Origin of the sequence: Francisella adeliensis, assembly GCF_003290445.1 — a bacterium.
Classification (GTDB): Bacteria; Pseudomonadota; Gammaproteobacteria; order Francisellales; family Francisellaceae; genus Francisella; species Francisella adeliensis.
This window is the reverse complement of sequence record NZ_CP021781.1, coordinates 1,220,139-1,238,132: the sequence shown is the minus strand read 5'-3', so window position 1 is coordinate 1,238,132 and position 17,994 is coordinate 1,220,139. Positions and strand designations below refer to the sequence as shown.

Below are 17,994 nucleotides of genomic sequence, written 5' to 3'. Positions count from 1 at the left end.
CTTCAATATGATAAAATTAAATCCATAGGTATATTTAAAAATTTCAAAATCAGAATGTCACAAAAGAAAATCAAAGCAGTAGCACTTATATCAGGTGGTTTAGACTCGATGATTGCTACTAAAATGATAGTAGATCAAGGAATACATGTTGAGGCTATAAACTTCTATACAGGATTTTGTGTTGAAGGGCATACTCATGCTATAAGAAAACAAGATAAAGAAAAGCAAAAAAGAAATAATGCTTTATGGGTTGCTGAGCAACTTGGTATAAAAATGCATATTGTAGATGTAATAGAAGAGTACAAAGATGTTCTAATTAACCCTAAGTATGGTTATGGAGTAAATATGAATCCATGCCTTGACTGTAAAATTTTTATGATTAAAAAGGCTAAAGTGTGGGCTATAGAAAATGGTTTTGATTTTATTGTCACAGGTGAGGTGATTGGACAAAGACCAATGTCACAGCTTAAGGCTAAGATGAAAATTGTTAACGAGCAGGCAGATGTTGAATCTATACTTCTTAGACCGCTTAGTGCAAAAAACTTACCAGAAACAAAGGCTGAGAAAGAAGGTTGGGTTGATAGAAGTAAACTTTTATCGATAACAGGTAGGTCACGCAAACAACAAATGCAAATGGCAAAGGATTATGGTTATGATGACTATGCTACACCTGCAGGAGGTTGCTGTTTTCTTACTGATAAGAAGTACTCTGATAAATTGGTTGATTTATGGCAAGCACGAAACACTAGAGAGTATGAATTAGATGATATAATGCTACTAAAAGTTGGTAGGCATATCCGCTATAATTCCAAGTTTAAGCTTATTGTAGCTCGTGAAGAAGGAGAGAATAATTATCTTCATGGTTATAAGAATCAGTTTGTATCAGTGCATAGTGAATCGCATTTGGGTCCTCTTAGTTTAATCGATGGAAACTTCGAAAAGCAAGATGAGGAATTTATAGCTAGAATTTTAGCAAGATTTGGTAAAGGTAAAAAAGAAGAAAGTGTTGTAATGAAATTTGAATACTTAGACGGCACTTGTAAAGAGCTAGAAGTAAAACCACTGGCTATTGATGAAGTAAAAAAAGAGTGGTATGTATAAATGAAAGAGCTGAATTTAGAAAGATTACTTTGTCCTATGCCTGTCATTAAAACTCAAAATATGCTAAAAACCATGGATAGTGGTGAGAAGTTAAAAGTGGTTTGTACAGATCCAGGAACGATGTTTGATATACCTGCATGGTGTAGAGTTAATGACTATAGGCTTATAAAAGCTCAAGAAGAGCAACAAAAATTTGAATTTATAATAGAGGTGAAATAATGGATCAATCAATAATAAATGCTTTAGTTTGTCCTGAGTGCAAGTCAGAATTATATCTAGACAAAGAAAGACAATTACTTATTTGTAAGGCTGATAAACTTGCATATCCTATAGTTGAAGGTATACCAGTAATGCTTGTAGAAGAAGCACAAAAACTGAGTATAGAGGAGATTAAACAGTATGGCTAAAACTCACATAATAATACCAGCTCGTTTAAAGTCAACACGGTTGCCTGGTAAAATGCTTGCTGATATTGGTGGAAAGCCTATGATTCAGAGAGTATATGATCAGGCTAGTAAATCTAGTATAGCAAATATAATTATTGCTACAGATGCTGATGAAATTAAGCAGGTTGCAGAGCAATTTGGTGCGAAAGTGGTTAGTACGAAAGAAGAGCATGAGTCTGGAACAGATCGTTTAGCAGAAACTGTGTTAAAACTTGGTTTAGCTGATGATGATATAGTTATAAATGTTCAAGGTGATGAACCTCTAATTCCTATTGAAAATATTCATCAAGTTGCGGAACTTTTAGAAGATTCACCAGAAGCGGTCGTTTCTACTCTTTGTGAAAAAATCACCTTAGCTGAAGATGTTTATAACTCAAACAATGTCAAAGTTGTGTTCGATAAAAACAATTATGCACTTTACTTTAGTAGAGCGTCTATTCCTTTTGATAGGGGATTTTCAGAAAATTTAAAAGTAGGGGATGCTAATTTTTATAGACATATAGGGATGTATGCTTACAGAGTTGGTTTTCTAAAGCAGTATACTGCACTGGCTCGATCACCAATTGAAGGCTATGAATCTCTAGAGCAATTAAGAGTTTTATGGAATGGTTATAAAATAGCTGTAGCGGGTGCTAAAGTAAGTACTCCTGCAGGTGTAGATACACAAGAAGATTTAGATAAAATAAGGAAGTATTTTTGATGTTTGAGCTTGATGAGCGTTTAGCTAATGACACAATAGAAGTATGCGAGTACTTAGATTGTAAAATATTAGTTATGAATAATGCTAACTTACCTTGGTTTATAGTTGTGCCTTTTACTGAAAGAGTTGAATGGTATGAGCTTGATGATTCTGTGCAGTATAATATTAACAAAATAATTAATAAACTGTCTAAACTATTAAAAGATCAGCATAGTGTCGATAAGATAAATGTTGCGACTATAGGGAACGTAGTAAAGCAGATGCATATACATGTAGTAGGGCGTTTTGAAGATGATTCTGTTTGGCCTGCACCTGTTTGGGGTAATATAGAGTCTAAAGAATATACTATGGATCAAAAACAGAAACTTATTCAAGAAGTTAGAAAATCCTTTAGTTGAATAACAAGGGTTGGTTAACTAATTTTATTGAAAATATCCTGAGATACCTTTTCCACAGCCTGATCACCGTTAACTTTAATGTACTTAGGCGCTTTTGTATTTAAACCATTAAAGTTTTTATAGAAGTTTATCAGAGGTGATGTTTGTTGGTGATATACAGAAAGCCTTTCTTTGACAGTAGCTTCATTATCATCTGTACGAGTGATTAAATCATCGCCTGTTATATCATCTTTATTTTGTATTTTTGGAGGGCTGAACCTTATATGGTATGTTCTCCCTGAAGCGGGATGAACTCTTCTACCTGTGATTCTTTCAATCAAAAGCTCATCTGCAATATCAACTTCAACTATGTAGTCTATATTGACACCTAACTCATCTAACTTTTCTGCTTGAACAATAGTTCTAGGAACTCCGTCAAGCATAAAACCATTTTTACAATCTGCTTTAGATATTCTATCTTTCACGATCTTAATTATAAACTCATCAGAGACAAGTTGTCCCGCATCTAAAACCTTTTTCAGTTCATTACCAAGTTCACTACCTGATTTGATAGTTTCACGAATCATATCTCCTGTTGAGATGTGTGTGATATTAAATTTATCTTGAATTACTTTTGCTTGAGTGCCTTTGCCAGCTCCAGGAGCACCTAAAAGAATTATGCGCATGTGTGTTATCCTTCAAATCTTTGTTTACATAGAGTTGTTTTAATTATAAAATAAAACAGTATTTATAGCTATAATTTAAGAGTTTAAATTTGTTGATAGGATTTGTAATATGATTTCGCTGTTCTTAGAGAAAAAGCGCAAAGAAGCTCAAAATACGTTATTAGGGGTAGAGTTTGATGCTGTGTCTTTAGTGGCGGTTCAGCTGAATAAAGATGCTGAAAAATTTTCTCTAGTAAGTTGTGAAAGCGAAGAATTTTCAGAAGAAGCATATTTTGAAGGAGAATTAACTTCAGATTATGTTGGTAATATTATTTCAAATGTAATTTCAGAAAATAAACTTCCTCGTTCTACAAAACTAGGTTTTGTAACGTATAAAGATATAGATGTATCCCAAGAAGAAATCATTTGTGATAAAAAAGCTTTAGAAATGATAGATAAAGAAGGTGTAGAGTTTTATCTTAGAGAATCTTTTTTTAAGAAAAAATATCCGGACAAGTTTGCAGATATTGCTTTTGACTATTTTGATGATATTGAAGAGGAAGGTATTTTAAAGGTTTACTATATTGCTGAACCAAAAACTATGGAAACCTTAAATAACATAGCAGCTAAATCTAAAAAAGCATTATCAGTATGTGCCTTAGATAAGGATTGTATTACCAGTTTTGCACAAAAGCTATTTCTGGCAGAGCTTGAGAAAAACAAACGAGATAGTGTTTTTTTAGGTTTGTACTCAGACAAGCTGTCTATTTATAGTTTTTCAAGCAAAGGTGAACTTAAAAACTATGAGTCGATAAAAATTTTTGATGAGAAAATTACAGATGCTAGCTATGTCGATGAAGCTACTCAGTTATTGTTAAGATTTATGGATTTTATGTCTCTTGATTTTTCAGAAGAAGCTGATTTTGATAGTTTTGCAGAACAAGATAATACTGTTTATATATATGGACTAAAGCAAAATTTAGATGTCTTATTTGAGTTGGTGAAAGAGCTTTCAATGAAAGATTGTCACTTATTGAACCCATTTGTAAATATTGATTGTGAAGATTTTGGCGAAGAGATTAAAAAACCTTATAGGTATGTTATTGCTATGGGAATAGCTATGAGGGAATCCTTATGATAAAAGACTTAAATTTTGTAAGAGGTCGAGAGAAAAAACATAAGTTAAAGCTTCTTGCAATAGATTTTGGTTTTATGACCTTGGTAGCATTTATAACTATGTTTATGCTTTCTATTATAATGTCATGGTCTAGTAGTGATCAGATTAAGGTAGAACAATATATACAAACTCAAATCACAAAACTAAATAAAGCTGCAGCTGAATATAAAGATGTTAAAACACAAAGAGACAAGCTTCTCGATATGGCATCAGATCTAGCTAATATTAGGGCTAGCCAGTATTATATTTTACTTGGTATTGAGAAAATCTCTCGAGCTATTACTGATGAACTTTATATCACTAATATCAATTATGTTGTAAGTACGGATAATGTCATAGTCAGTGGTGAGGTTCAAGATTTAAAGTTATTATCTGTATTTATGAAAAACCTTGAAATTGAATTCAGAGTTAAGAAAGTTGAGCTTAAAAACTTAGGTTCAGAGAAAAATGGTAAAAGAAGTTTTACTCTAGAGTATAAGTTTGGTGAGGATAATGCCTTTAAAGGAGATAGTGTCAGATGATAGATAAGATACAGAATCTTCTAAACAATAAAAAGGTCAACAAGGTTATTGATGCTCCGATAAAATTTAAGATACCAGTTTTTATTTTAGTATTTATGATTTTCTCAGTTTTCTTCTATGGTTTATTTGTAAACCCTGTTTTAAGTAAGAATGCAGCAGTAGCTCAGCATATTAAATCCATGAAGCAACAGATTCCTAAACTAGTTAAAAAACAGAAAGATATGGTAGCTCTCAAAGATCAAGTTAAAGAGCTTGAAAAACATAATGCTGAAGAGCGTTTTAGTATTCCAGAAAGACATTCAGTTCCAATTTTCTTATCTGCATTAAATGAAGCTATTAGTGGTGCTGGAGTGACGATTATAGACTTATCACCAGCAGGCGTACAAAAAAATAAGTATCTCGATCTATATGCACTTGATTTTAAAGCTAAACTTAGTGGTGATTTTTCTCAATTAGTGAAACTCTTTGTCGCTCTGATTGATATGAAAGATATTGCAGTCATTACAAATATAACAATTAAAAAAGAGAATGATTCTAAACTTATAGTTGAACTAAATCTTCAGACTTATTCAAGACAAGGTGTGGGGGCTTAGTTAAATGATAAAGCGTAGCTACACTAAAATGACATTTTCTTTAATAGTTTTGATCCTCTTATTTGATACTGCATTTGCAAACTATGATAGTCAAATCAAGCAGGTAGATCAGCTTGTTGAAAAAAATATGAAAACTATTAAAAGTTCAGAAAAGCTCGACATCCCTGAATATAAAGGTGATACACTTACATTCCAAAGGTTGTCGAAAATTCGAAATGTATTTAATATTGATCATTTACTACCTTTTGAAAAAAGAAGAGTAAGAACAGTTAAGAAAAAAGCTAAAGAGACAGTGAAACTAAAGCCAATAATAGTGCCCAAAGACCTTGAAAAAGTTATGGATAAGAAAAAAACAAGGTTACAAGAATATCCGCTTGATTCATTTACATTCAAAGGATTAGTTAAGCAAAGTAGTAATAATTGGGGAGTAGTTGAAAACTCTCGTGAACCAAAACCTATATACTTGAAAGAAGGAGAGCTTATAGGTCAAAATTACGGTCAAATTTCAGGAGTTACAAAAGAAGGTATACTTGTAAACGAATGGATGAAAGATGAAAAGCAAAGAGTTTGGAAAAAAACTCAGGCAGTTATACGATAAGGTTATAAAATATAAAATGTTTTTTAGAAAAAAGAAATGGTCAGCGTTACTTACATTAATTGGGGGAGTTCTAAGCTTTGACATCTTAATTGCTGAGCCTACAACAGAAGAAGCAACCCCCCAAAATACTATGAGCCAACCGACTCAAAAAGCACAACCTAAAATTGTAGGAAGAAGTGAGCAGAAAAAGAGTGATTTTGAGCAGCATATTAAAGATTTAGAATTTCATCGTAGCTTAAATGGTAGTGCTGTTTTTCAGCCTGTTTTTGAAGAGAATATTTCAGGTTTTTCTAACTACAAAACTAAAATCTCTCAAGATGGTTATACTCTAACAATTACATTTAACGATACGAATATATCTGATAAATGGGTTAGCAATATTGATACTAAGGTTTTTAACACTATTGTAGACTCCATTAAAATCCGCAAAGAAAACAATAAAGTTATTTTTGTTATTCATTCTTTAGATAGGATAGCACTTACAGACTATAAAGAAGGTGATACTTTTAAGTTTACTATTGATAGGCGCAAGAGTAGAGTAGAGGGTTTTAATGTTAATGAGCCAATTTCAATATCATTTAAAGAAGCTCCTGTACAAACAGTATTGCAGGTTTTGTCAGAATTTGCAGGGCTTAACTTAGTTGTTAGTAGTAGTGTAAGAGGTAATATTTCAATAGATTTGAAAAATGTACCTTGGAATGAGGTAATGAACATAGTTTTAGTTAGTAAAGGTCTTGCTACTAAAAAAATGAACAGTATATTGTATGTAGCAACTGCTGCAGAAATTGCTGCTCAAGAGCAATTAGAGCTTCAAACTAAAAGATCATTAGAAAATAATGCGACATTAATTACAGAATTTGTACCTCTTAACTATACTACAGCTCAAGCAGCACAAACAGTTATTACATCTATGGCTAAGCAAAATGGTGGTATTATGTCTCCGCGAGGAAGTATTACATCTGATGCTCGTACAAATACTCTTATCATAACAGATACAGAAGAAAAAATGCCTCGAATAAAAGAGGTTATAAATGAAATTGATATACCTAACGATCAGGTCTTGATAGAGTCAAGAATAGTCGAGGTTGAAAGGTCTAATAGTATTCAGATAGGATTTAACTATAAGTTATTTGATCCGACTGGAAGTACTGCTATAGGACTAAATACCTTTAAGCCTGGGGGTGATACACCAGCACCTACTCCAACAGGTGTAGGCGCTGCATCCCCAGATCTTCTAGGAGCGACTGCTGCACTTGCATGGAATGTGTTTGGAGGGATGAAGTTAGAGGTTGAAATAACAGCATTGGAAAATGAATCTTTAGCAAACAGTGTAGCTTCACCTCACCTTATAGTTGCAAATAATGAAACGGCATTTATCAAGCAAGGTTCACAGATTCCGTTCAATCAATCTACTGCTTCGGGTGCGGCATCCATTGCATTCCAGGAAGCTGTGTTAGAACTTCAGGTGACACCACAAATAGCTCCAGATGGTAATGTTATTTTAGATCTATTAGTTACTAAAAACTCAATTGGTGCATCTGTTGGTCAAACTGAAGAGGGTGCAGATTTACCACCAACTATTAATACTCGTGAAATTACAACAAAAGTTATGACGAAAGATGGTTCAACAGTTGTTATAGGTGGTATATATGAGAAAACTGAAAAAGAATCTAGAACAAAAATTCCACTTTTAGGAGATATACCTTATATAGGTTATTTATTTAGTTTTACAGAGATTACAGATGATGATAAAGAGCTTCTTATTTTCATAACACCTAAAATAATAGAGTCTAATATAGAAGGTGATAGATAATAGTTGCAAAATCACCATAAATTAGGTATCTTATATCCCTATAAATTTCATAATAAGGGTGATTAGTAGTCAACTATCACAGTGTGTAATTAACTTATAATTTCGAGTCAAAAATGATAAGAACTAAAAATATCTTCTTAATTGGTCCAGTAGGTGCTGGAAAATCTACAATAGGTAAGCAATTAGCTAAAGAACTTAAACTAGAGTTTATAGACTCTGACGACACTATTGAAAAAAAATGTGGTGTCGATATAAACTGGATCTTTGACCTTGAGGGTGAAGCAGGTTTTCGTGAGCGTGAAAGAGAAGTGATTGCTGAGATTTTAGCTGAAAAGCAAAATATCGTACTTGCTACAGGTGGTGGAGCAATCAATGACCCTGATACTCGTTCACTTTTATCGTCTCGTGGTAAAGTTGTATATCTTGAGGCAACTATTGAACAACAGCTTCAAAGAACTGCAAAAGATACTAAAAGACCTCTTTTAAGGGTTGATGATAAAGAAGCAGTACTTAGAGAACTAATGACAGAAAGAGAGCCTCTATATAAAAGTATAGCTGATGTTGTTGTTGAAACAAATGGTGCTACAGTTAAAAATATAGTCAATAAAATATCTACTTTCTTAGTAGAAGAATCTATGTTGTGATACAGAAATTAAAAGTCAATCCTACAACTAGTCCTAGTTATGAGATTATTCTTGATTCAGGACTAGATTATTCTTACTTATTAAGTTTTATAGCAGATAAGCAGGTTCTTGTCGTAACTAATACGACTGTTGAAAAGCTATATTTACAAAGCTTAATAGACTTTTTAAAGCTAAATTGCAAAGTTACATCTTGTATATTAGAAGATGGTGAACAGTATAAATCTCAAGAAAGCTTAGATAAAATATTGACTACCTTACTTGAGAATAAGTTTACACGATCATCTACCGTTCTTATTGCCTTAGGTGGTGGAGTAATAGGTGATATAACAGGGTTTGCAGCCTCGATATATCAACGAGGTGTTGATTTTATACAGATTCCTACTACGCTACTATCTCAAGTTGATTCATCGGTTGGTGGTAAAACAGCAATTAATCACTCTTTAGGTAAGAATATGATAGGTGCTTTTTATCAGCCTAAGCTAGTCTATACATCTGTTAAGTTTTATAAAACACTTCCTCAAAGAGAGTATGTTTCAGGTATCGCTGAAGTAGTCAAATATGGTTTTATCTCTAGTGATTTTTATAGTTGGCTAGAAGATAACCATGATTTGATTTTAGCAAAAGATACTAAAACACTCTTGCAAATGATCAAGCTTAGCTGTGAAATAAAAGCTCAGGTTGTTGCTGAAGATGAGAAAGAAATTAGTGGCGCTAGAGCAATTTTAAATTTTGGTCATACCTTTGGTCATGCAATTGAAAAATGCCAAAAGTATAAAGGCTTAAAGCATGGTGAAGCTGTAGGCGTCGGTATGGCTCAAGCTATAGACTTTTCATCTTATCTTGGGACTATTAATCAAACTCAAGCTGATGAGTATAAGAGCTTTATTCAGAGCTTTGATATTTCTATAAATTTCCCAGTAAATATCGATAAAAAGGAATTCTTTGATGCTATGCTTGTTGATAAAAAAAATTCAGCGGGAGAGCTTAAATTTATTTTATCAAGTAAGCTTAAAAAGCTTAATGTAATAAAAGTAGGTAGTGATACCGTTAAAAAATTTCTTAAAATATAATAATACAGCCAAAGAACTCAAACTATGAAATTTTTTATATAAAAACTAGCTGTATCAAACCTTGCAAAGTTATATGGTGCTATATACGATATAAGTATTAAGGTTTCTGTTTTAATTTGTTTTGATTAAAAAAGTTAGGAAGTTTTTCATAGTTTTTCTATTTTTACCATTTACAGGTTATTCAAACGCTTCTGTAAGTGATAGTTCGCTTATATTACCTAAAATTAATTATATCAATAATCAACTAAATTATATTACGATAGCTATTGGTAAAAATGAGCCAAGAGGTAGTAAGTTTGGTCTAAAAAACACATCAAAAAGAGAGCTGTATTATGCACTATTAGCCTTATATGATAAGGTTAATCGTTTTAATTTTGAAGTTACTGGTGTTTATATTGCTCCACCTAAAAATATTAATGAAGTAAAATATAAAGACATTAATCTACTCTTAGGTAGAATTATTGAGATGATAGATCAATCAAAGGAGAACTTAAAAATAAATAATCAGCCTTTTGATGTAGGTCATTCGGTAAGTCGATTTGATATTGATAAGAGCTTTAATAAAGTTATTTATGCTAATATTCAAATAGAAATATCATTTCGATATTACCTAAAGGTAAAATAATTGAGCATGTCGGAAAGGTCGACTATAAGTCACCTTCTGATGTATATAAGCTTTTACTTAAGTGTTATGCTCAGCTAAGCATCTATGCAAATACAAAGCACTATAATGTAGCTACAATGGATCTATCAGTAAAAAATATCTTGTTAGATAATATCCAGCCTAGTGATGTTCTTAATTTAGCAAAATTTATTTTCTCTGAAAGTATATATTTAAACTCATCAGAGAAGAAAAAATATTCATCTACCCAACATGAAAACTATAAGACTCCGACAGATGTATATAAGCAAGCCTTATTGTTATTAAGTAACTTAAAGGAGCTTAATGAAATAACTGCTAAAAAGCAGGTGGGCGAAGTATGATTATTAAAAATAAAAAGATACTGGTTTTTGGAGAATTATTTGTATTATTTTTTTCAGTGCTTGTGATATATGGTTGGTTTTCTAATAATTATGAACTTACTAGAGTTAAGCAAGGTTGGCCAAATATGCAGTTTAATACGGCTCTTTGTTTTGCTTTTTTAGCATTTTCTAGCTTACTAATATATATACGACTATTTTCCTTTGGAAGATTATTATCATTATTTGTAGTAGTTGTAGCAGCTCTAACCTTGATAGAATATAGTCTGAATACTAACTTATATATTGATACTTTTTTTTATAAATCTAGTGTCATCTCTGATGAGATATATCCTGGAAGGATGTCTCCCAATACTGCGATATGTTTTCTTTTTTTGGCAGTTGTTAATACTATTAAAAGCAAGCAAAGTAATAGTTTTTTAGATCTTTTGTATTCATCATCTAGCTTAGCTGTATGCTGTGTTTCTTTATTAGCAATGTTTGCTTATTTTATTGGTTCGAGCACATTGCATAATTGGGGGCAGATTACAGGTATGGCAATACATACTGCTATTTGCTTTTTTATACTTGGAAGTATAAATTATAGCCGTGCTATAGATACTACTAAATTATTGAAAATAGGTGAGATTATAGCTACATTTATTTTTGTGATGTTTTTTATATCATGGTTATTTTTTATCAAATATGAGTATAGTGTTTCAAACGATATAATCAATAAGAATGCTGCGACTATTAATTTAACTATTAAAAACAATATTAAATCAAGAACAAATACAATGTTAAGGCTTGATAGCAGGGTTAATTGGTCTGCGGGGGTGAATTATTATTTTTTGAAAAATGATATTGATAGCTACTTAGATAATTTTTCATACCTAAAATTTATATATTTTAATAAAAATGGAAAAAAGTATTATTTTTCTAATATAAATATATCCCCTCAACAAGCTGCTAATATAATAAAATTATGTGATTCAGATAGATCAAAAGATTATTGTATAAAAGGAAATAATAACTCTTTTGTAGCAGTATTTGATGAAAGTTTATTTAAGAATCTTGTTGATACTACTAATACAGAGCATTACAACATTATTGTTAAAACTCCAGTAAAGGTCGTATATAGTAACTATAATTTATCTAGTAATAATTATATTCATGAATTTAATTACGACTTCTCTATTTTGGGTCAGCCATGGAGTGTAACAGTATTTTTTGATGAAAGTGAATATGAAAATCTTTTACCAGTTTTTCCAGATCTTTATTTTATGCTTGGGTTTATTATAAGTTTTATAGTGTTGTTGCTTTTTTACTTTGCTGATAAGTTTGCAAATAAGGCGAAAGCACTTAGAGAGCGAGAAAAAGAACTTGAAATACTTAGCTCTACAGATGTGTTGACAAAAACATTAAATAGAGGAGCAATGTTTGAGTTATTAGGGTTATTATTAAAAAATGCTAAAAAAGAGAACAGTACTTTAACTGTACTATATATTGATATTGATAATTTTAAAAATGTAAATGATACATACGGTCATTCAGGAGGAGATGCTGTTATAGTTGAAGTTGTTTCTAGACTGCAACGATATCTGAAAAATAAAGATACAATTTCTCGTTTAGGAGGAGATGAGTTTGCAGTAGCATTTGCTAATATTAATAAAGAGGATCTAATAAAAGTACTAGATAGAATTATAAAATTATTTGAAGCTCAAATAGAAGTTCTTCAAGGTAAGTTTATATCGCAAACAGTAAGTATAGGTGTTTCTATATATAATAATCAAAATGATGTAACAGCAAATGAGCTTATGGATCAAGCAGATAAAGCGATGTATCAAGCCAAAAAATCAGGTAAAAACAGTTATTATTTTTTTTAATGAGTCTATTTATTAAACAAAGAGAATAATTTTTCCAAACAATATCAATGAAAACGATTTTTATGATGTATTACTTTTAGGTAAAAACCAGTAGGGGGAGCACAAATTTATTTTACTAAATAAGTTTATTCAGCTTAATCTAATAAAAATAGGTAATAACAACAGTTAAAAAGTTTCTTAAAATACAATAGTCTTACAATACTACCATAATTGATTGTTAGAGCTTTAAAATTTAAGATTTGCTATCTATAAGGTTTCTAGTAGCTTTCTTTAATTCACCCCTATAATGATCAAGGTTTTTTGCAGACTCTTCTTTTAAGTCTTTAATCTGCTGAGTTAGAAAAGTAATTTGGTTTTCTAAACTTTCTTTAAGATCTGTAATTCTTTGTTTTGTTTGCTCTTGAACTAAATCGCAGTAAGACTTAGCATCTTTAGCTAATCTTTCAGCTGTTTCTCTACGAATACTTTCTTTAACAAGAGCCGAGTATAGTTTTTTTACCTTTATTTCTTCGTCTGACTCGTTTAAGACAGTTGACCATTCTTCGGAAATATTACTAAATAATTCTAATTCATCTATTTCTGATAGTATTTTAATTGCATTTTGACTGATAGCCATTAGGTTTTATTCCTTAAAAAAATTAATTATGAAATATGTTTGGAACTGATTGTTTGAAACATCATATAAACTGATGTAAATAATACCTAATTGCGGGTGTAATTTAAAGTATATTTTTTTAAATATTTTGATTAAGTTGCTTGGTAGCTATAATGCTATAGTATAAACTAGCATTATTAGAATTCCTCTATAAAAAGATTCGTATGATTATAAAAGAAAATGACCCAATTTTTAGCTCGTTAGGTAAAATTAAATACTCTGCAAGAAGAGGTATGTTAGAGTTGGATATATTATTAGCACCATATCTAGATAATTGTTACCTAAATGAATCAAAAGAAGATAAAAAGCTATTTGTTGAGTTTCTTACGAGTGAAGACAATGATATGTTTGATTGGCTTTTTAAAGGAGTAATTCCTCCTGTTAAGTATAAAGAACTTGTCAAAAAAATAGTTGCTGAAAAGCATAAGTATAATAGAACTAAATTAGTATAAGAGAGAAAATATGAACAATTTACTTAATCATTCTGATAATTTCCCTATATCTCAAGCAATAATGGGTATTTCAAAATATTGGCTTTTAGATGAAAAGCAAGTTATGAATAAGCTTGTTGAAAAAGCAAGGGTTTCAGACATTCAGCAGGAAAAAATTCAAGAGCAAGCGCATCAATTAGTAGCTAAGGTTAGAAAAAATAGGCTTAAAAAATCTGGTATTGATGCTTTTATGATTGAGTATGACCTATCTTCTGAAGAAGGCATTGTACTTATGTGTTTAGCAGAAGCTTTGCTTAGAGTTCCAGATAGCTATACAGTTGACTTACTTATCAAAGATAAGTTAACAAGTGCAGCATGGAAAGAGCATGTTGGCACAGAAAAACATTTATTTGTGAATGCGGCTACCTGGAGCTTGATGCTTACTGGAAATATCCTAAAAGAAAATAAAAAATCATATAGAAGTATCTTCCAAAAAATGGTTAAAAAGTCTAGTGAACCTGTGATTCGTCAAGCGATGAAAAAAGCAATGAAAATTGTTGGTAAGCAGTATGTACTTGGTGAAACTATCGAAGAAGCTTTGAAGGTTTCACAAACAAAAGTAGCAAAAGGATATAGTTATTCTTATGATATGTTAGGTGAAGCTGCTATGACGATGGTGGATGCTGATTATTATTATGAGCAGTATCTAAATGCTATAGAAGAATTATCAAAGTATGCTCCCAATAAAGAGATTAAAAAGAACCCTGGTATATCTGTTAAACTTTCAGCGTTACATCCGCGCTATGAAGTAGCTCAACATGAAAGAGTACATACTGAGTTATACCCTAAACTATTGAAATTGACTCAGTTAGCAAAACAATATAATGTTGGTATGAATATTGATGCTGAAGAAACTGAAAGGTTACAAATATCTCTAGAGTTAGTCGAAAGATTAGCTAACGAAGAGTCATTGAAAGAGTTTAATGGTATTGGTATCGTTGTTCAAGCTTATCAAAAAAGAGCTCCTTATGTATTAGAGTATTTAGCGAATCTTGCAAAAGAAACTAATCGCAGATTTATGGTTAGACTTGTGAAAGGGGCATACTGGGATGCAGAAGTTAAACATGCTCAAGAACATGGTCTAAACGGCTATCCTGTATTTACGAGGAAGTATCATACGGATGTGTCATACCAAGCTTGTGTTAAGCAATTATTTGATCTTCATCAGTATATTTACCCACAATTTGCAACTCATAATGCGCAGACAGTAGCAGCTGTAACTCAAATTGCTGGCGATAATACTGACTTTGAGTTCCAATGTTTACATGGTATGGGTGATCCATTATATGATAATATCGTAGGGCATGAAGGCTTTAAAGATATTCCTTGTCGTATATATGCTCCAGTTGGAGGGCATAAACACTTATTAGCATATCTTGTGAGAAGGCTACTTGAAAACGGTGCAAATAGCTCATTTGTAAATAGAATTGTTGATGAGAATTTACCGATTGAAGAGCTGATTGAAGATCCTGTTAAAAAAGCGGTTGAAATGGGTTGTGATCAGCATCCTAATATTCCTTATCCTAAAAATATAGTGGCACCAAGACTTAATTCGCAAGGTTATAACACAGATGACTTTGCTGAGCTTATGACTATGTATGAAAATATAAGTAAGTACACAGTTAAAAATGACTATAAAGCTAAGCCTATAGTATCAGGCTTTAAGGCTAGTATTGAACATGCTGAAGATGTTATTAATCCCAATAATCTAGAAAAGGTTGGTATAGTTATAAATGCGGATGCTAAAGTAGCTAAAAAGGCTATGAAAAATGCTAATGAAGCATTTGAAAGCTGGAATAATACTTCTGCTACTCAAAGAGCTGAGATTATTGAAAAGTTTGCTGATTTACTTGAGGAAAATACTAGTGAATTTATAGCAATTGCTATGATTGAGGCTGGTAAAACTTTATCAAATGCTATTGATGAAGTAAGAGAAGCTGTTGATTTTTGTAGATACTACTCAGCACAAGCTAGATCGGAATTTAATGGGCCTTTTGAGTTGCCTGAACTATCTAATAAATTGAAACAGATAGAGTTTACTGGTCGTGGAGCAATGGTTTGTATTAGTCCGTGGAACTTCCCACTGGCTATATTCTTAGGGCAAATTACAGCAGTGCTTGCTGCAGGTAATACGGTGGTGGCAAAACCAGCAGAACAAACATCAATTATTGCTTATAAAGCAGTAAAGCTTTTATTTAAAGCAGGATTACCTAAAAAAGTACTTCAATTTGTACCAGGTACAGGTATTGAAGTAGGTGGAGCTATAGTGAAAAGTAAACATTGTAAAGGTGTAATCTTTACAGGTTCTACAGAAGTAGCGGCGACTATAAACCAAACTCTTGCAAATAAAGATGGTGAAATAATGCCATTTATAGCAGAAACTGGTGGACAAAATGCTCTTATAGTTGATTCATCATCATTGCCAGAGCAGGTTACTGCTGATGTAATGCGTTCAGCTTTTGATAGTGCAGGACAGAGATGTTCGGCACTAAGAGTTTTATGTTTGCAAGAAGATATCGCAGATAGTTATATCAAAATGATAGTTGGAGCGATGAAAGAGTTAAAAGTTGGTGACTCTAAATTTCTTAATACTGATGTTGGCCCAGTGATAGATAAAAAAGCTGCTGACAATTTAAATGCTTATATTGAAGAAAAGAAAAATAAGTTTAAAACTATATGTCAGCTTGAAGCTAATGAAGACTCTAAAAAAGGTACATTTGTATTGCCAGTAGCATTTGAGATTGAAAATTTATCTGACCTTGGAAGAGAGCAGTTTGGGCCGGTGTTGCATATATTAAGATTTAAAGGAAATAAACTCAAAGAGCTTATAAGAGATATTAATGCTACAGGTTATGGTTTAACAGCTGGTGTGCATAGTCGTATTAATGAAGTGATGAACTATGTTAAAAATCATATTAAAGCAGGTAATGTGTATGTAAATAGAAACATCGTTGGTGCTGTTGTTGGTGTTCAACCATTTGGTGGTCAAGGTAAATCAGGTACAGGACCAAAAGCTGGTGGACCTTTCTATATGCATAGATTAGCTAATGAAGTGTTATCTAATGTTAATAAGGCTCAAAAAGAAAAAATAGCCTCTGAAAAATTAGCTGAGTTAGAAAAACAAGTAAAGACACTACAAAAATCAAAATATAGCATTACAAATATAATTGATGGTAATAGATCTAAAGCTTCTAAATCAGCTATTTTAAAGAGTAAATCAGGTAAAAATATAGGTGATATGTTTATCGCAACATCAGCAACTGTTGATAATGCAATAGAGATAGCTTATAAAGAAGCTGATAACTGGAATAATGTAAATGCTGAAGAAAGAGCTCTAATAGTGGAAAAGTTCATTAAAGCTTTAGATAAAAATAGAAATGAGGTTGTAGCAGATATTGTAGCTGAATCTGAAATTAGTATCGAAGATGCTCATCTGCAAATAGATAAATCAATTGAGCTGATAACATATTATGCTCAACAGGCTAAAGAAGAGTTTGCACACCCTAAATTGCTTCCAGGTCCAACAGGTGAGATTGATGAGCTAAGTTTAAAAGGTCGTGGAGTTGCTGTTAGTATTTGCTCAAGTGATGATTCTGTTATTAGGTTTATAGGTCAAACTATAGCAGCACTTTTAGCTGGTAATACAGTAGTTGCAAAAGCAGCTTATACAGGTAACCTAACTGCTTATAGGCTTGTAAGACTTATGATTAAAGTAGGAGTTAGCCCTAAAGTGATCCATCTAATTACTGGTGATGCTGAAGAAATTACATCAACAATGCTATTTAATTCAAAAGTTGCTTTAGTTGCATTTTCTGGCAACACAAATGCCGTTAAGCAAGTGCATCAAGCATTAGCTTTAAGAAGGGGAGCGATTATACCTTTTGTAGCTGAAAGTGTTGAAAAAGTTGGAAGACATAGTACTGAGTTAGCAATTGAAACTGCGTCACCACTTTATCTTCGTCGCTTTGTAGTTGAGAAAACTGTGAGTGTTGATACAACTGCATCAGGCGGTAACGCATCCCTGATGAGCTTAGAAGAATAATTTTATAAACAGTCTTAGCCTAAAAAAGAGGTTGTTTAAGGTACTAGCTTAAGCTGTAAAGAGTTATTACTAACGACCTCAAACACTACAAATAATTCACATTCTGTATTCTCAAGAGTTAAAAAAGTAAAATATTATCAATTAGCTTTAAGGATTTTTTTACTATCTTCAAATTTGAGGGTATATTAGTTAAATCTATCTTTCATCTTATTCGTTCATTTTTCTTTCAAGACTGTATTTGCTAAAAAGGTTGGT

Annotated in this window: 19 protein-coding genes; 17 read left to right on the top strand and 2 right to left on the bottom strand. The window is 31.9% G+C overall.

Features of this window, described 5'->3' with window-relative positions:
- Nucleotides 1-54: 54 nt before the first annotated feature.
- From CDH04_RS05995 to CDH04_RS05975, 5 genes are read left to right on the top strand one after another with little or no spacing between them, the layout of a single operon-like run.
- The gene (locus tag CDH04_RS05995; RefSeq protein WP_112870168.1) at nucleotides 55-1,101 is read left to right on the top strand and encodes a tRNA (5-methylaminomethyl-2-thiouridylate)-methyltransferase; all 1,047 of its coding nucleotides are present in this window, start codon (nucleotides 55-57) and stop codon (nucleotides 1,099-1,101) included.
- The gene (locus CDH04_RS05990) at nucleotides 1,102-1,320 is read left to right on the top strand and encodes a sulfurtransferase TusA family protein (protein ID WP_112870167.1); all 219 of its coding nucleotides are present in this window, start codon (nucleotides 1,102-1,104) and stop codon (nucleotides 1,318-1,320) included.
- Nucleotides 1,320-1,508 (top strand): Trm112 family protein, encoded by a 189-nt coding sequence (locus CDH04_RS05985; protein WP_112870166.1) that lies wholly within the window; start codon nucleotides 1,320-1,322, stop codon nucleotides 1,506-1,508. Before CDH04_RS05990 ends, CDH04_RS05985 begins: the two co-directional genes overlap by 1 nt.
- Nucleotides 1,501-2,247 carry a 3-deoxy-manno-octulosonate cytidylyltransferase gene (kdsB, locus tag CDH04_RS05980; protein ID WP_112870165.1) on the top strand — a complete coding sequence of 249 codons (747 nt, stop codon included), beginning with the start codon at nucleotides 1,501-1,503 and terminating at the stop codon, nucleotides 2,245-2,247. The genes CDH04_RS05985 and kdsB overlap by 8 nt, the downstream gene beginning before the upstream one ends.
- Nucleotides 2,247-2,645, top strand: a complete 399-nt coding sequence (locus CDH04_RS05975; protein WP_112870164.1) for an HIT family protein — start codon at nucleotides 2,247-2,249, stop codon at nucleotides 2,643-2,645. The genes kdsB and CDH04_RS05975 overlap by 1 nt, the downstream gene beginning before the upstream one ends.
- Before the next feature lie 14 nt (nucleotides 2,646-2,659).
- Here the strand turns inward: CDH04_RS05975 and adk are convergent, their stop codons facing one another.
- Nucleotides 2,660-3,310, bottom strand: coding sequence for an adenylate kinase (gene adk, locus CDH04_RS05970; RefSeq protein WP_112870163.1), 651 nt, complete (start codon nucleotides 3,308-3,310; stop codon nucleotides 2,660-2,662).
- A gap of 109 nt (nucleotides 3,311-3,419) precedes the next feature.
- Here adk and CDH04_RS05965 point away from each other — a divergent pair, with 109 nt between their 5' ends.
- The 10 genes from CDH04_RS05965 (at nucleotide 3,420) to CDH04_RS05920 (ending at nucleotide 12,551) form a co-directional block, all read left to right on the top strand.
- Nucleotides 3,420-4,427, top strand: a complete 1,008-nt coding sequence (locus CDH04_RS05965) for a type IV pili (RefSeq protein WP_112870162.1) — start codon at nucleotides 3,420-3,422, stop codon at nucleotides 4,425-4,427.
- The gene (locus CDH04_RS05960; RefSeq protein WP_112870911.1) at nucleotides 4,427-4,987 is read left to right on the top strand and encodes a PilN domain-containing protein; all 561 of its coding nucleotides are present in this window, start codon (nucleotides 4,427-4,429) and stop codon (nucleotides 4,985-4,987) included. Before CDH04_RS05965 ends, CDH04_RS05960 begins: the two co-directional genes overlap by 1 nt.
- A complete protein-coding gene (locus CDH04_RS05955; RefSeq protein WP_112870161.1) occupies nucleotides 4,984-5,580 on the top strand; it encodes a type IV pilus inner membrane component PilO in 597 nt (198 codons plus the stop codon). Before CDH04_RS05960 ends, CDH04_RS05955 begins: the two co-directional genes overlap by 4 nt.
- 4 nt (nucleotides 5,581-5,584) lie before the next feature.
- Nucleotides 5,585-6,178, top strand: a complete 594-nt coding sequence (locus CDH04_RS05950) for a pilus assembly protein PilP (RefSeq protein WP_234393426.1) — start codon at nucleotides 5,585-5,587, stop codon at nucleotides 6,176-6,178.
- A 16-nt stretch (nucleotides 6,179-6,194) separates the two neighbouring features.
- Nucleotides 6,195-7,991 (top strand): type IV pilus secretin PilQ, encoded by a 1,797-nt coding sequence (locus tag CDH04_RS05945; RefSeq protein WP_112870909.1) that lies wholly within the window; start codon nucleotides 6,195-6,197, stop codon nucleotides 7,989-7,991.
- A 113-nt stretch (nucleotides 7,992-8,104) separates the two neighbouring features.
- Entirely contained in the window at nucleotides 8,105-8,635 is a 531-nt protein-coding gene (aroK, locus tag CDH04_RS05940) for a shikimate kinase AroK (RefSeq protein WP_112870160.1), read from the top strand.
- The gene (gene aroB, locus CDH04_RS05935) at nucleotides 8,632-9,705 is read left to right on the top strand and encodes a 3-dehydroquinate synthase (protein WP_112870159.1); all 1,074 of its coding nucleotides are present in this window, start codon (nucleotides 8,632-8,634) and stop codon (nucleotides 9,703-9,705) included. Before aroK ends, aroB begins: the two co-directional genes overlap by 4 nt.
- Nucleotides 9,706-9,826: 121 nt before the next feature.
- Complete coding sequence (locus CDH04_RS05930) at nucleotides 9,827-10,330, top strand: hypothetical protein (protein ID WP_112870158.1); 504 nt, start codon at nucleotides 9,827-9,829, stop codon at nucleotides 10,328-10,330.
- 116 nt (nucleotides 10,331-10,446) lie between these two features.
- A complete protein-coding gene (locus tag CDH04_RS05925; RefSeq protein WP_112870157.1) occupies nucleotides 10,447-10,689 on the top strand; it encodes a hypothetical protein in 243 nt (80 codons plus the stop codon).
- Nucleotides 10,686-12,551: a GGDEF domain-containing protein gene (locus CDH04_RS05920; protein WP_112870156.1), complete on the top strand. Its 1,866-nt coding sequence runs from the start codon at nucleotides 10,686-10,688 to the stop codon at nucleotides 12,549-12,551. Before CDH04_RS05925 ends, CDH04_RS05920 begins: the two co-directional genes overlap by 4 nt.
- 232 nt (nucleotides 12,552-12,783) lie before the next feature.
- Here the strand turns inward: CDH04_RS05920 and CDH04_RS05915 are convergent, their stop codons facing one another.
- Entirely contained in the window at nucleotides 12,784-13,167 is a 384-nt protein-coding gene (locus CDH04_RS05915) for a kinesin (RefSeq protein WP_112870155.1), read from the bottom strand.
- A 203-nt stretch (nucleotides 13,168-13,370) separates the two neighbouring features.
- Between CDH04_RS05915 and CDH04_RS05910 the strand changes: the two genes are divergently transcribed.
- Together CDH04_RS05910 and putA are read left to right on the top strand one after the other, a co-directional pair.
- The gene (locus CDH04_RS05910; RefSeq protein ID WP_112870154.1) at nucleotides 13,371-13,658 is read left to right on the top strand and encodes an FAD assembly factor SdhE; all 288 of its coding nucleotides are present in this window, start codon (nucleotides 13,371-13,373) and stop codon (nucleotides 13,656-13,658) included.
- A 10-nt stretch (nucleotides 13,659-13,668) separates the two neighbouring features.
- Complete coding sequence (gene putA / locus CDH04_RS05905) at nucleotides 13,669-17,739, top strand: bifunctional proline dehydrogenase/L-glutamate gamma-semialdehyde dehydrogenase PutA (RefSeq protein WP_112870153.1); 4,071 nt, start codon at nucleotides 13,669-13,671, stop codon at nucleotides 17,737-17,739.
- The last annotated feature ends 255 nt before the right edge of the window (nucleotides 17,740-17,994 follow it).

Bases quoted from the DNA above. Each gene is read 5' to 3' on its own strand.
- CDH04_RS05950 (WP_234393426.1), top strand. From the start codon at position 5,585: ATGATAAAGCGTAGCTACACTAAAATGACATTTTCTTTAATAGTTTTG.
- CDH04_RS05920 (WP_112870156.1), top strand. From the start codon at position 10,686: ATGATTATTAAAAATAAAAAGATACTGGTTTTTGGAGAATTATTTGTA.
- aroK (WP_112870160.1), top strand. From the start codon at position 8,105: ATGATAAGAACTAAAAATATCTTCTTAATTGGTCCAGTAGGTGCTGGA.
- CDH04_RS05945 (WP_112870909.1), top strand. From the start codon at position 6,195: ATGTTTTTTAGAAAAAAGAAATGGTCAGCGTTACTTACATTAATTGGG.
- CDH04_RS05955 (WP_112870161.1), top strand. From the start codon at position 4,984: ATGATAGATAAGATACAGAATCTTCTAAACAATAAAAAGGTCAACAAG.
- CDH04_RS05985 (WP_112870166.1), top strand. From the start codon at position 1,320: ATGGATCAATCAATAATAAATGCTTTAGTTTGTCCTGAGTGCAAGTCA.
- adk (WP_112870163.1), bottom strand. From the start codon at position 3,310: ATGCGCATAATTCTTTTAGGTGCTCCTGGAGCTGGCAAAGGCACTCAA.
- kdsB (WP_112870165.1), top strand. From the start codon at position 1,501: ATGGCTAAAACTCACATAATAATACCAGCTCGTTTAAAGTCAACACGG.
- putA (WP_112870153.1), top strand. From the start codon at position 13,669: ATGAACAATTTACTTAATCATTCTGATAATTTCCCTATATCTCAAGCA.
- CDH04_RS05925 (WP_112870157.1), top strand. From the start codon at position 10,447: ATGGATCTATCAGTAAAAAATATCTTGTTAGATAATATCCAGCCTAGT.
- CDH04_RS05915 (WP_112870155.1), bottom strand. From the start codon at position 13,167: ATGGCTATCAGTCAAAATGCAATTAAAATACTATCAGAAATAGATGAA.
- CDH04_RS05975 (WP_112870164.1), top strand. From the start codon at position 2,247: ATGTTTGAGCTTGATGAGCGTTTAGCTAATGACACAATAGAAGTATGC.
- CDH04_RS05965 (WP_112870162.1), top strand. From the start codon at position 3,420: ATGATTTCGCTGTTCTTAGAGAAAAAGCGCAAAGAAGCTCAAAATACG.
- CDH04_RS05910 (WP_112870154.1), top strand. From the start codon at position 13,371: ATGATTATAAAAGAAAATGACCCAATTTTTAGCTCGTTAGGTAAAATT.
- CDH04_RS05990 (WP_112870167.1), top strand. From the start codon at position 1,102: ATGAAAGAGCTGAATTTAGAAAGATTACTTTGTCCTATGCCTGTCATT.
- CDH04_RS05995 (WP_112870168.1), top strand. From the start codon at position 55: ATGTCACAAAAGAAAATCAAAGCAGTAGCACTTATATCAGGTGGTTTA.